The organism is Pseudomonas marvdashtae, assembly GCF_014268655.2.
GTDB classification, from domain to species: domain Bacteria; phylum Pseudomonadota; class Gammaproteobacteria; order Pseudomonadales; family Pseudomonadaceae; genus Aquipseudomonas; species Aquipseudomonas marvdashtae.
The window spans coordinates 2256389-2268684 of the sequence record NZ_JABWQX020000001.1 but is presented as its reverse complement, the minus strand read 5'-3'; the positions used below and the strand labels follow the sequence as shown (position 1 = coordinate 2268684).

The 12296-nt window shown below is 61.2% G+C and carries 12 protein-coding genes; 2 read left to right on the top strand and 10 right to left on the bottom strand.

All coding sequences use genetic code 11. The features are described 5' to 3' along the window. Positions 1 to 3: 3 nt before the first annotated feature. From HU742_RS10350 to HU742_RS10340, 3 genes are read right to left on the bottom strand one after another with little or no spacing between them, the layout of a single operon-like run. Entirely contained in the window at positions 4 to 444 is a 441-nt protein-coding gene (locus tag HU742_RS10350) for a hypothetical protein (protein ID WP_186642421.1), read from the bottom strand. Positions 445 to 453: 9 nt separating this feature from the next. Then, positions 454 to 672 (bottom strand): hypothetical protein, encoded by a 219-nt coding sequence (locus HU742_RS10345; RefSeq protein ID WP_186631363.1) that lies wholly within the window; start codon positions 670 to 672, stop codon positions 454 to 456. Between the two features lie 53 nt (positions 673 to 725). Further along, positions 726 to 1289, bottom strand: a complete 564-nt coding sequence (locus HU742_RS10340) for a type III secretion protein (RefSeq protein WP_186642940.1) — start codon at positions 1287 to 1289, stop codon at positions 726 to 728. A 217-nt stretch (positions 1290 to 1506) separates the two neighbouring features. Here HU742_RS10340 and HU742_RS10335 point away from each other — a divergent pair, with 217 nt between their 5' ends. Further along, the gene (locus tag HU742_RS10335) at positions 1507 to 2289 is read left to right on the top strand and encodes a tetratricopeptide repeat protein (protein ID WP_186642420.1); all 783 of its coding nucleotides are present in this window, start codon (positions 1507 to 1509) and stop codon (positions 2287 to 2289) included. Positions 2290 to 2300: 11 nt separating this feature from the next. On the opposite strand, the gene HU742_RS10330 is transcribed toward HU742_RS10335, so the two are convergent. The 7 genes from HU742_RS10330 to HU742_RS10300 form a co-directional block, all read right to left on the bottom strand. After that, positions 2301 to 2708, bottom strand: a complete 408-nt coding sequence (locus HU742_RS10330) for a hypothetical protein (RefSeq protein ID WP_186631357.1) — start codon at positions 2706 to 2708, stop codon at positions 2301 to 2303. Positions 2709 to 2721: 13 nt separating this feature from the next. After that, entirely contained in the window at positions 2722 to 4041 is a 1320-nt protein-coding gene (locus tag HU742_RS10325) for a type II and III secretion system protein family protein (protein ID WP_186642419.1), read from the bottom strand. After that, complete coding sequence (gene sctV, locus HU742_RS10320; protein WP_186642939.1) at positions 4038 to 6179, bottom strand: type III secretion system export apparatus subunit SctV; 2142 nt, start codon at positions 6177 to 6179, stop codon at positions 4038 to 4040. Before sctV ends, HU742_RS10325 begins: the two co-directional genes overlap by 4 nt. Next, positions 6179 to 6529, bottom strand: coding sequence for a tetratricopeptide repeat protein (locus tag HU742_RS10315; RefSeq protein WP_437179879.1), 351 nt, complete (start codon positions 6527 to 6529; stop codon positions 6179 to 6181). Before HU742_RS10315 ends, sctV begins: the two co-directional genes overlap by 1 nt. Beyond that, the gene (locus tag HU742_RS10310) at positions 6529 to 6888 is read right to left on the bottom strand and encodes a hypothetical protein (protein WP_186642418.1); all 360 of its coding nucleotides are present in this window, start codon (positions 6886 to 6888) and stop codon (positions 6529 to 6531) included. The genes HU742_RS10315 and HU742_RS10310 overlap by 1 nt, the downstream gene beginning before the upstream one ends. Further along, positions 6885 to 7829, bottom strand: a complete 945-nt coding sequence (locus HU742_RS10305) for a SctD/MshK family protein (protein ID WP_186642417.1) — start codon at positions 7827 to 7829, stop codon at positions 6885 to 6887. Before HU742_RS10305 ends, HU742_RS10310 begins: the two co-directional genes overlap by 4 nt. 119 nt (positions 7830 to 7948) lie before the next feature. After that, complete coding sequence (locus HU742_RS10300; RefSeq protein ID WP_162835389.1) at positions 7949 to 8113, bottom strand: hypothetical protein; 165 nt, start codon at positions 8111 to 8113, stop codon at positions 7949 to 7951. A gap of 674 nt (positions 8114 to 8787) precedes the next feature. Between HU742_RS10300 and HU742_RS10295 the strand changes: the two genes are divergently transcribed. After that, complete coding sequence (locus tag HU742_RS10295) at positions 8788 to 12189, top strand: type III effector HrpK domain-containing protein (RefSeq protein ID WP_186642416.1); 3402 nt, start codon at positions 8788 to 8790, stop codon at positions 12187 to 12189. Positions 12190 to 12296 lie beyond the last annotated feature (107 nt).

The following is a 12296-nucleotide window of genomic DNA, read 5'->3' as shown; positions in this document are numbered from 1 at the left end:
GGCTTATTGACCTTTCAATAGCGTGTTGGCGGAGCCGGATATCTGCGTTGCACCGCGCACCACCATTTGCGTCTCGATGGAATAGTCGAACATCTTGCCCAGCGAATGGACGATCTGATCGACCTGCTGTTCACCGACCTTTTTCGGCGGCTGCCCGCTGTTGGCGTGGTTTTGTGCCGGCGCTGCCGCTGGCGTATTACCTGGCCCCGAGGCAGCGCCCGGCGGTGAGCCGCTGGTGAGGGCATCGGCGCGTTCGGAAAAACTGCGTGAGCGGTCGATGAATCCGTTCAGGCGCTCCATCAAGCCTTCGCCTATCTGATGCGGGCTGGCGCCCTGGGGCATGCCCTTGGCATTGCCGGCCATGTGTTCGAAGAGATTCTGCGAGGTCTGTACGCCTGACGGCGGCAATGCCGCCGTGGCGGGTGCTGCGAGACTTGCGGTCATGGCGGCGGCCTACTCTTCGTCGTCTTCGGACGACTGGGCTTCGTTCAGCATTTCCTGGGCCTTGGGCATGATGATGAACTGCCCGGCGACGGTAACGGCTTGGGTGATCAGGGCTTCGGTGAGTTCGTCATCGCTCATTTCTGCCTTGGATTTGTCCACTGCGGCATTGAACTGCGCTTCCGGCGTGGCGGTGATGTGGGTGGTGCTGTCGACAGGGCTGACTGACATCGTATTGCTCCTTACCAGTGGGTTATGGGCTTGCTGTTTTTGCTTGTCGGGTTTCAGTGGCTGGCTTCAAGGGTCACCACGCCCCCACGAAATACGCGCACACCGCGCTCACGCGCGACGGGCGCAGTGACGGGGCGTTGCTGGTGGTCGACATGCTGCTGGACCATGCCCAGGTACGCCGGCGGTCCCGAGACGAACAGCTCATCGCCATCGGGGCCCGCACGGGACGAAAGCTGCTTGCCGTAGACGTCCAGGCTGCCCAGGTAATCTTCAAGCTGCTCAAGGTCGTGCCCCTGAGCCTTGAACAGGCGCGTGGCGTTTTCCGCATCGGCGCTCAGGTACAGAATGTTGCCGTCGAAGTACCAGCTCAGGCTGTTGACGTTGCACAGCTGCGTCAGGAAATCCCCCGCCGACTCGCCGCGAACCTTGCTGCGAGACTTGCCACGAACCTTGTCCGACATGACCACGACCAGCCCCAGGTTGTGGCCGAACTCTTCGAGTGCGGCGCGCACATCCTGCTCGACCAGCACGTAGGCATACGGCTCGGCGAACCACTGCGGCGCATCGCCGGCCGGCGCGTCTGCGGCGCGTATGCCGGTCGAGGCCAGAACCGTCATCAGTGCCGAGAAAAACCATTTTTTGAATGAAGGATTACCCATGACGGCGTCCCCCACGGGTGCCGACGGTGGAACGGGAAACACCGCGCACATAACGTTCGCTATTGCGCTTCAACTCGATAAAATGAGGCTCGCGTCGGGTGAGCCGTTTCGGTTGACCGGCCCCCGCAGCTGATCGAGCAATTGCCCCGCTGTCCTCGACCCAAGAGTCTTTCCCATGCCCAGTCGCTTCGCCCCCACGTTGATCTTGCTTGGCAGCGTCACGCTCGTATCCTGCAGCACCCCGCCCGCCTCCGACGGCAGTTACGAACGCTTCATGGGCCTGGCAGCCGACCTGCAACAACGCGGCGACACCGTGACCGCCGCCGGGCTTTATGAAAAGGCCACGCAGCTGCCGCAGGCGCAACTCGAGGCCTGGCTCAAACTGGGCGAAACACGATTGGCCAACGGTGACGCACGAGGCGCCGAGCGCGCCTATCAACAAGCGCTGGAACGCCAACCGGACAGCGCAGCCGCCTTGCTGGGCCTGGGCAGCGCACAACTGCGCCAAGGTAAGCTGGACCGCGCGGTGACGGTGCTGACCCAGGCCAGTGCGCAACCCGATCAACCCGAAGCGTTCAACCGGCTGGGCATCGCGCAGATTCTGCGGGGTCGACCCGACGCGGCCCAGGCGGCGTTCAACCAAAGCCTCACGATCGCGCCCAACGACCTCGACACCCGTTGCAACCTCGCCCTGGCCTACGCCCTGGGGGGCAAATCGCAACGGGCGCTGGACACTATCCATACCGTCGTCGAGTCCGCACGGGCCCTGCCCCGTCACCAACGCAACGCGCTGTTGATCAGCGTGCTCGCCGGCCGCGAACAGGACATCCGCACCCTGGGCCTTGACGACATTTCCAACGCGCAACGCGAGAAGCTGTTGGCTGAAGCGCGACGCATCAAGGCCATGGAAGACCCGCAAGCCCAGGCGCGCGAATTGGGGCTGGTCGATACTCACTAGGGCAAGGACAGTCATTGGCGCTCCTGCTTGTCGGCCCTTGCCTGCTGCTCGGATTGGCGCCGGCGCAGCTCCTCGCGGTCATAACCATCAATGTAGACCTGCGCCGCGCGCCCCACTGGCGCGGCCATGGTCGGACCGGTCGCCCTGCCCTGGAACAAATCCGAACGCTGCTCGACCATCTGCAAAAGCGTAAGGTTGTTGGCGCAGCCGGGTGGCAATAACGGCACGTGCGTTTCTTCATCGTCGCCCAACTGATCCTCGACCGAAGGCTTCAAGCATTCCACCGGCACCAGTTCGACCCGGCCGTCGGCGCGGGTCAGCGCCTGGTAATCCGGCGAGTAGCTCGCGGGTGTCAGCTGGGTCTTGCAACCCGCCAGCAGCGTCAGCGCCAGGCCAATCAGCAGCAGTACACGATTCATGGTTGCTCCCTGTTCAATTCATGTAGAAGCCGAACATCCCGCCGTTGCGCGGCCCCGCCGATGCCGTGGTGGTGTCCGCAGGTCGAGCGTCGAGTGGCGTGGCAAGGGTTCGCGCACGTACCGGCTGTACCAGATACGGCGTGATCAGAATCACCAGTTCGGTTTCATTGCGCTGAAAGCGCTTGGAGCGAAACAGATTGCCGAGGATCGGCATGTCGCCAAGCATTGGTACTTTCTCTACGTCCTGGCTGCTTTCGCGCTGGAACAGCCCGGCGATCGCGAAGGTCTGGCCGCTGCCGACCTCAACCCGCGTATCGGCACGCCGCACCCTGAACGACGGCACTTGATAACCGCCCACGCTGACCGTACTGGAGGCCATCAGACTGCTCACTTCAGGACGCACCTGCAGGGCGATTCGGTCGTTGGGCAGGACCGTCGGGCTGAACAGCAGCGACACGCCGTATTGCTTGTATTCGATGCCGACCAGATCGCGGTTTACCGGCACCGGCACGGCGACTTCACCCCCGGCAAGGAAACTCGCGGTCTGGCCGGTCATGGCCGTGATGTTCGGCTCGGCAAGGATCTCGAGGATGCCGTTGCTTTGCAGCGCCTCAAGCATCGCGTCGATATTCACATTGCCCGACGTCAGCCCGGCGCTGATCACGTTGGAGCCACCACTGGCCGCCTCTGCCGCCAACGCGCCGCCCGTGAGCAGGCCGAATGAGAACGTGCCGTTGTTGAACAATGCGTTCCAGTTGACGCCGTAGCGCAGCAGTTCGGAGCGCGACACCTCGGCAAACCGCACGCGGATGTTGACCTGCGCCGAGCCCTCGTATGACGCACCGTTGATTGCGCTCTTGAAATCCTGGCCTTCGGTACTCAGCAGCGCGTTCAAGTCGGTGGCCTCGCCCACACTCTTGACGCTGCCTTTGGCCACGACTCGATTACCGATTGCCGATATCTGCGCGCTGCTGCCTGGATGCAGCGCCTTTAGCGGGCGACTGATGGCCTGGGTACCGCTGCTGACGGACAGGCTCAACGCCGCCAGTTGCTCGCCATCAGGGCTTAGGGCGATCAGGCTGGTCTGCCCGGGGGCTTTGCCAAACACGTAAATCAACCCGGGTGACACCACCTGCAAATCGGCAATACCGGGGTCTGCGACGAGCACCGAGTCAACCGGTGCCGTGAAGCTCAAGATGCGCCCTTCGCCGGACGCCAGGTCAAGGTTGCCGGTACTGCCTTCGGCGATGGTCTGCGCACAGGCGATCACGGGCAGCGCCAACGCTGCAACGGCGGCTATCCAGAAGCCACGAAACTGCACAAAACACGTCATGAGGCGCTCGCCATCTGAGTAATCGGGACGCCGCTGGCTGGGCGTCGATGAGTGATTTCGTTCAGGCTGATGGTGCCGAGTGCTTGCAGGTTGTACTCGCCGGCCAGCTCGCGAAACGACAGGACCGCCAGTTCCAGCTCGCCGCGCACCACCAGGCGACGCATGCCACGCCGCAATTCGGGATGCACCAGCAATACCGTCTGGCCTTCCTCAGGCAAGCGCTCACAGGCGTGACGCATTTGCGTCAGCAGCGCGCGGTTGGTGTGTTCGGGCAATGAATCGCCAGGGTTCTCCAGACGCCGCGTGCTCGTGCGCAATTGTTCTTCCAGGCCCGGGGTGAGCACGAAGGCGCTGATGACCCGGTTGCGGTCGGCGAACTGGTGGCTGATCTGGCGGGCCAGTGCGGCGCGCAGTTGTTCGGCCAGACCCGGTGCATCGGTTTGCCGCGCGCCCCATTCGACCATTGCCTCGAGCAATGCGCGTTGATTGCGGATCGAGACACCTTCAGCGATCAGCAAGCGCAGGGCCTCGGCGATGCGTTGCAACGGCACGATGCGCAGCACTTCCTTGACTAACTCGCTGTAGAGGCCTTCCATGCGCTCGAGGATCGCTCGGGTCTCCTGGATCCCGAGAAAATCCGCTGCGTAACGGCGCACCGTGCGCTCGACCATGGCGCGCAGCACCTCGTCAGGCAGCATGAAACCGATGCCGGCCTCTTGCAGGCTGTCCTGATGATGCCGTTCTAGCCAATGCGCCGGCCGCTGGCTGAGGGGCGAATCGTGCTCCAGCAGCGCAATGTCGAGCAAGTGCGCATGCACCGGATCGTCCTTGAGCAACAAGCAATCGGGGGGCAAGTCGCCTTCGCTGACCGGCACGCCCTCCAGCTCAATGACAAAGCGGTTGGCCGCCATCGACGGATCGATATACAGGTCGGGCACGGGCACTTCGATTCCCAGGTCAGCGCGAATGTCATGACACAAGGCTTCAAGTCGCTGGCGCAGCGGCAGCTCCGGCGCCGCCTGGCCCAACGCCGAGCCCATGCTGAGCAACAGCCGGCTGTCCAGCGGCTTGCCAAGCAGCTGGGATGGTTCGGGCACGGGTGCTTGATCGTCAGCCGCTTCGCTGACAGCTTCAACGGCAAGCACCTCGACCACCCGGCCACGGCGGTACATGACGAATGCCGCGCCTCCAAGCACCGCTGCCAGGCCAATGAAAACCAGCGCCGGGAAACCTGGCAGCAGCGCAACGCCCAGCAGGATCAACGCCGTCAACCCCAGCGCCATGTGACTGGCGCCCAGTTGCTGCAGAATTTCCGTGCCGAGGTTTCCGCTGGCGTTGTCGCTGTTGACGCGGGTGACCACCGTCCCCGCCGCCACTGAAATCAACAACGCCGGAATCTGCGCGATCAGCCCGTCGCCCACCGTCAGCAGCGAGTAGGTATGCGCCGCGTCGCCGAATGACATATCCCGCTCGAGCATGCCAATCAGCATGCCACCCAGCAGATTGACCGAAAGAATCACCAGCCCGGCGATCGCATCGCCTTTGACGAATTTCATTGCGCCGTCCATGGCGCCGAACATCTGGCTTTCGCGCTCAAGTCGCGAGCGACGGCGACGGGCCTCGGGCTGATCGATGTCGCCGTTACGCAGGTCGTTATCGATGCTCATTTGCTTGCCCGGCATCGCGTCCAGGGTAAAGCGCGCCGCGACCTCGGCGACGCGCTCGGCGCCTTTGGTGATCACCACGAACTGCGCCACCGTGATGATCAAGAACACCACCAGGCCCACCACAACCTGGCCTGCGATGACAAAATCGCCGAAGGCCTTGACGATGTGACCGGCGTTGCCATCCAGCAGAATCAAACGCGTGGTGGTGATTGACAAGGACAGGCGAAACAGCGTGCTGAGCAGGATCAGCGGTGGCAGCGCGGAGAACTCCACCGAGTGCGAAATATAAAACGCGACGATCAGGATCAGGATGCTCAGCGCAATGTTCATGCCGATCAGCGCGTCGACCAGCCAAGTGGGCAGCGGGATGATCATCATCACGATGGCCATCAGCATGAACGCAACAATGACCACGTCGCTGCGCGTGGCGGCGACGCGTGCCAGGGCATTCAGGTGGTTCATGACCCGCATCATCGAGCGGCCCTGCGGGCGATCAGATAACGTTTGAAGCACTGGCGCGCCTCTTCCTTCCGTGCGGCGCCCCACAACGCGCGGCTGCGTAGCAACAACGCGCCCGGCGATTCGCCTTCGGCCGCCACCAACCGGTCCAACGCATTTAATGCGCGGGCCGGCTGGGCGCTGTCGGTGAAGGCCATCGCCAGGCCACGCAGCAACATGGGATCGCGCGGTGCCAGATGCACCGCAATCAGCAGCATCACCAAGCCTTTTTGCGGTTGGCCGCCACGGCGATAGAGCTCGCCCATGCCCTTGAGCAACTCGACGGCGTCCTGCTCTTGGCGGCTGAGCATTTCGTGGCGCATCAGGCCTGCACCTCGGCGCGCTGTTGCTCCAGGCTGCGGCGCATGTCGATTTCCTCGCTGATCAGTTCATGGGCCAGGGTCTTCACCTCCGTCTCTGCGTCCAGGCCCGGCAGGACGTTGTGCAGGACGTATTCGAGAATCTCCAGGGAACGAGTGCTGCCGAACAGCTGCGCAGCGATACCGTCGACACTTGAAGACTGCTCGACGTCGCCGCGCAATGAGCGACGCGCCAGGACTTCACGCTTGCTCAGGACCGTTTCGAAACGCGCGCCCTGACGCAGGTTCGCCGGTTGGACAGGGTCGGTCGCAGGGGTTTTCCCGGTAGTGGTCGGCAGCAGCGGACGCGGATCGATTTTCATAGGGTGAAGGTGAACCGTTCTTCGCCCCGGGCGAGAATCACTTGGTCGTTTTCGATGCGCTCCAACGTCCAGTCATCGGCCAGGGCGGCGCCTGGGTACAAGCGCTTGCCACTCTCATTGACGACATAAGGATTAGTGCCGAACCAGACTGCCTGGAAACGTACCCGTGGCGTGGCGACTTCGGCGCGAGGAGCGACATCTGCATGCAGCACCACTTGTTGGCCAAAGCGGCCGTCATAGGCTTGTTGCACGCGCATCCACTGGCTTTTCTGCGCGGGATCGTAGCGGCCCTGCACGTTGAGCTGGCCATCGGATTCGCTGACGTTTATCTGATTCAAACGGGCTGCCGCCAGCTGTTGCTCAAGCCAGGTCGCGGCTTGCGCTGCCGTTGCGGTGCTCGGGTGATTTGCATCGACGGGCGCACTCAGTTGGCTGCGCGTCGGCGGCTCCATGGGTGAAACGGGTTCACCGCGAAAGGCAAACGCGCCGAGGCATAAAAACATCAACAGCAACGCGATGATCCATTGCGGCGCCCGCCGCGATGAGCGCATGACGTGGTCCGCAGGCTCGGATTGATTGCAGGCATTGTTCAGGGTCAAGCGAGCATCGCCAATGCGCACAGCCAGCGGAAACCCCGTGCGATGGCCGCTGCCGATGGGAATCCTGAGCGTCTGGGCATCAGGCCCGATGACGATGACATCGCCGCCAAGGGCTTCGACCGCCACTCGGCCGTTAGCGAAACGCAGGGCCATGTGCCGCTCAGCAATGCCGGCGTCACTGAGCAACAGATCAGCGCTACCGGCACTGCCAATAATGTAGGTGGCTTTGTCGAGGGTGAGCGTTACCCCTTGATGCAGGCCATGGGTGATGCTGAGCAGTGGAACGCTCTTTCCCGCAGCCGATGAACCAGGCGCCGGGGTCAGGGAAATCAGGGCTGTCATATCGGGTTACCCGAGTGGTGCGCGCAGGCAAGGGCGAGTCAGACACCGAAAAGCGTAGAGTGAAATGCAGCGTAAGGGCCAGGTAGGCGAGCAGCCTTGCGGCTGCCCGCGCAGCGACGTCAGTTCTGCGGACGTTGCTTGGTCGCATCGAGCTCAGCTTTTTTGGCTGTGGTCAGCTCGGTGATCTTTGCCGACTTCTCGATAGCCATGTTGAACGTGGCTTCCATTTTTGCGATTGCGGCATCTGCGCCGCCGCCGGAGCTTGCTGGAGGGACTTCACTCATGTTGGATCTCCTTGCTTTAGATGGGATGTCTTCAGCCGCAACGCGGCGTGTTCATACTTCAGGCATCACAGTAAGGAAGCTTTATTACAATTAAACTTCAGCTCACCGCCCTGCACGAACCGATACTACGCAGATGAAACTATTCAAGGCTGTGAAAACTTGTGAAACCTCGCACCCACAACTAACAGACAGCTGCGCAATATCATTTAGCCTTCACCCAACAACTATTTGCAAAATATAATTCAAAACATTTCCATTGATGCTGTCAGGAACTTTATTTTTATTAGTGGTCGCTGCCACTCAGTACTGGCTCCTCAATATCAGTGAATATGCTTTCGCCTCTAAGCCTCAAGCTAGAGCTTGATTTTAAGGAAAGCAACGTTGTGAAACGTTGTGAAACCTCCGGACGCCTCCTCTCCTTTGCGCATCATTCTGATAATGTCCCCGTCTCACCGAAGTTCAGCTTCGGTCGCTGCGACGATCAACTTTGCCGAAAAAATCAAACGATCAGAAGACTGAAGCGCGCCGCCTAAGACATACCACTCTCAGGACTAATATGTGCGCCACGTCACATTACTCATTGTGCGTCACTGATATTTAACACAGCGAATAAACAGCTAATCAGCAGTGTTTATAGTGACAGCCTTGATACTCATCGATACAGGAGCCCGACTATGTCTCTCACCGTGACGGATGTGACAAAAACCCCGGATAAAAACCAATCCGAATCCCAGTGGGACGGCTCGGTTCAGCGCGCCAAGGCCAAGGAAGCCGGTATCGAATGGCTACTGTCCGAGAACGATCATCGCTCGACGCAAGAGATCATCGACGGCAGTCCATTGCTCAAGAATCTGGGCAATCAGGCTGGCGTGAAAGATAAGCTCAAGGAGCGAGTGGGCGACTTCGAAACCGACCGTGACGCGGCCTATCGCGCAACGCAGGTGCTCGAACACATCGAGCAGTTGGACGAAGGCGGTAACCGCGTGGCCAGTAAAGATGTCAACAACGGCCGAGTGGACGGTTTCACCAGCCGCAGGGAGGCGCGGCACGGTACCGAAGCCGGGCGCCTGCAGGATTTCGGCAAGTATGGCTTCGATAACCTCGAGGGCCAGCTCAAGAACGTCGACGCGGTGGCCGATGACCCGGCCGTGCGTGAAAAGGCCGATGCACGGGGCATCCAATGGGAAAGGCCGGAAAATGACCAACGTTCCGCGCGGGAGATCATCGACGACAGCCCTTTATTGAAGAACCTCGGCAACCAAAGTGGCGTGAAAGACATGCTCAAGGAGCAGGTCGGCGACTTCGAGAATGACCCGGACGCCGCCTATCGCGCCAAGCAGGTGCTGGACCACATTGTGCGGTTTGACGCGAACGGCGAACGCCTGGCGGGCAAGGATGTAAACAACGACCGCGTCGATGGCTTCACCAAAAGCGGCGAGGCCAAAAACGGCACTGAAGCGGGTCGCCTGCAGGATTTCGGCAAGGGCGGCTTCGACAGCCTCAATGGCAAACTTGAAACTGCCGCCAACGTTGGCAGCGATCCCAAGGCTCGCGAGGCAGGTGAAAAAGCCGGCATCGTCTGGGAGCTTCCGGAGGGCGACAAGCGCTCTGCCAGCGATATCATCGACGCCAATCCCCTGCTTAAAAACCTCGGTAACCAGAGCGGCGTAAAAGATGCCCTCAAGGAACGTGTCGGCGACTTCGAGAATGACCCGGACGCCGCGTTCCGGGCCAGCCAGGTGCTTGATCGCGTGGTTGGCTACGATGAGAGCGGCAAGGTTCTCAGCGGCGGCGACGTTGCCAACAGCAGTGTCGACGGCTTCACCAAAAGCGGCGAAGCCAAACACGGCACCGAGGCAGGACGTTTGCAGGATTTCGGCAAGTTCGGCTTCGAGTCACTGCCCAAGGCCCAGGCCAGCGAGGATATCGCCAGCTACAAGGACTTTCTCAAAGCCAAACCCGACGCCGACGCTGGCTCCAAACAAATCGCCCAGTACGCCGCCATCCTGGAGCAGAAGTACGACTCGATTCGCGGCAAGACCGGCGCCGACAGCACATTGACCGAACAGAACATCAGCGACTACAAAGACGCCAACCCCCAGCTCAGCGCCAAGGAGAAGGAAGCGCTGGAGTTCTGGTCACAGCCGGGTGCGTTCAAAATGCTCGACGCCGCCAGCAATCCACTGGCCAATAGCGCCGACGGCAAGGTCAGCAAGGCCGACATCCAAACCTGGCTGAAGAACACCGCCCCGGCGGATGCCCCTGGGCTGACCAGCATGCTGTCGAGCGTGGTATCGGGCAACGTGACCGACAATGTCGACACCAGCAAGCTGGGCCCAGATGTCTTCAAGCACCCCGAAAAATACACGGCAGAGCAAAAAGCCGCTGTGCTGATGGACCTGCAGAATGCGCAAAAACTGGTGGTCGACGGCGCCACCGCCGGGATGTGGGGCGACGACTACGGCAAGGTAGCCATTGCCAACGGCTCCGGCGCGTTCTGGGAACCGGACAAGGTGCTGCAGGATATCAACGACCACATCGCCATCCTCCAGAAGGACAAGCCTACGGCTGAGTTTCTCCAGACCCGTGGCGATGAAGCCATGAAGGAGCTGTTTGATGACAGCCCGGAGCTCAAGGCAGCGGCGACCAAAACCTACGAGGACCAGATCAAATCCGGCAAGGCACTGGACAAAGCCTGGGACGCCGCTACCAAGGACGGCAAGGTTGATCAACCCAAGGCGCTGGCGGATTTCTATGCCACTGCGCGCAGTCTCCAGACGATGTTGGGCATCGACAAGGCCGACGAGATCCAGGCAGGCGTAGGCAAGTCCTCCCACAGTGAAGAATTCAAGGCCTACTACAAAGACACGCTGGCCTCGGGCGATCGTCTGCGCGAGCTGCTCAAGACCGAAACGCCGGAAGCGGCTGCCGGCGCTTTCAGCATGGAAGTTGCGCTCTACAACGGCGCGTTGGACCCGGAGTTCACCGGCACGCTCGACAAGCAGCTGAACGACAACTTCTCCAGCATCGTCCAGGAGAACGCCTTCAAGGGCGCAACCTTCGATGACCTGAAAGCGGCCTACGGCAAGGATGGCGGCGCGGAGCTCGACGAAGGAAAAGTGCGCAAGCTGATTGACGAGATACGTCGCGAATCACCCGAACTGCTGATGAACAAAGACGGCACCATGACCACAACCGACCAGATCCTGGCGGGTTTTCGCGGCAACTGGGACATGTTCCGCCAGGGCATCAAGTCCCTGGACAGCATGAACGCCCTGGCTAAATTCGATATCAGCGGCGAGGGCAAAGGTGCGTACAGCAGCGGTGTCCTGCACGGGGTAAGTGGCCTGTTCCTGGCTGGCGTGACGATTGCCCGTGGCGTACAGGGCGCAGGCAAGCTGACCGAAAGGAACATGGTCGATATTGCCACCGGCTCAGTCATGACCGCCACCGTGCTCACCGAAGGCGGCACCAAGGCTTACAAGGAGTATCTGGATACCGCGATCAAGAACGGAGAACAGTCGATCGACGACATGCGGACCGGCAAGCTACCCAGCGATTTGCTCCAGCAGCTCAAGGACAACGTCAAGGACGGCAAGAACGCCAAGATCATTGCCAACAGATTCGAGGACAGCGCAAAAGGCCTGGGTGGGCTGGCAGGTATGGCGATGGGCGCCTACGGGATCTTTGACGGCGTGCAGGCGATTCGTCGCGGCGACAAGCTGACCGGTGGTTTCGGCATCACGGCCAGCGCGCTGGGTGCCTTGGCCGGTGCGGCGTCAGCCGTAGAGGGCGGCCTTGGGTTGCTCAGCGCCAGCCTGCCACGGCTGATCCCTTACATGTCCGGTATAGCCGGTGCAGCCGGGGTCTTGGGTGTCCTTGCCGGGGGCGTCGCCGTGCTCGCCGCGCTGATCCCCGGGTTGGTCAGGGAGGGGCAGCAACAGGCCAAGGCCGATGACTTCGCCCAAGTGCTCGGCGGCTCGATCGAGCGCTACGGCATCGACGGTGTCAAAGAAGGCACGATCAGCGACATCCCGACGAAAGATTGGCCGGGCGGCGAAGAATCGATGTCCTGACATCAATCGACGACCGTGGGCGGCGGCGCAACATTCCTCGCGTTGCCGCCTGCGCTGTCTATTTGATGAGCCAGGCCTGGTCAACCCAGTGGAAAATCTGCCGCTTC

What these genes read in the sequence shown, in the direction of transcription:
- HU742_RS10340 (WP_186642940.1), bottom strand. Translation starts at nt 1,289, where the DNA reads ATGACGGTTCTGGCCTCGACCGGCATACGCGCCGCAGACGCGCCGGCC.
- HU742_RS10300 (WP_162835389.1), bottom strand. Translation starts at nt 8,113, where the DNA reads ATGAGTGAAGTCCCTCCAGCAAGCTCCGGCGGCGGCGCAGATGCCGCA.
- HU742_RS10345 (WP_186631363.1), bottom strand. Translation starts at nt 672, where the DNA reads ATGTCAGTCAGCCCTGTCGACAGCACCACCCACATCACCGCCACGCCG.
- HU742_RS10310 (WP_186642418.1), bottom strand. Translation starts at nt 6,888, where the DNA reads ATGAAAATCGATCCGCGTCCGCTGCTGCCGACCACTACCGGGAAAACC.
- HU742_RS10315 (WP_437179879.1), bottom strand. Translation starts at nt 6,529, where the DNA reads ATGCGCCACGAAATGCTCAGCCGCCAAGAGCAGGACGCCGTCGAGTTG.
- HU742_RS10295 (WP_186642416.1), top strand. Translation starts at nt 8,788, where the DNA reads ATGTCTCTCACCGTGACGGATGTGACAAAAACCCCGGATAAAAACCAA.
- HU742_RS10350 (WP_186642421.1), bottom strand. Translation starts at nt 444, where the DNA reads ATGACCGCAAGTCTCGCAGCACCCGCCACGGCGGCATTGCCGCCGTCA.
- HU742_RS10330 (WP_186631357.1), bottom strand. Translation starts at nt 2,708, where the DNA reads ATGAATCGTGTACTGCTGCTGATTGGCCTGGCGCTGACGCTGCTGGCG.
- HU742_RS10325 (WP_186642419.1), bottom strand. Translation starts at nt 4,041, where the DNA reads ATGACGTGTTTTGTGCAGTTTCGTGGCTTCTGGATAGCCGCCGTTGCA.
- HU742_RS10335 (WP_186642420.1), top strand. Translation starts at nt 1,507, where the DNA reads ATGCCCAGTCGCTTCGCCCCCACGTTGATCTTGCTTGGCAGCGTCACG.
- sctV (WP_186642939.1), bottom strand. Translation starts at nt 6,179, where the DNA reads ATGCGGGTCATGAACCACCTGAATGCCCTGGCACGCGTCGCCGCCACG.
- HU742_RS10305 (WP_186642417.1), bottom strand. Translation starts at nt 7,829, where the DNA reads ATGACAGCCCTGATTTCCCTGACCCCGGCGCCTGGTTCATCGGCTGCG.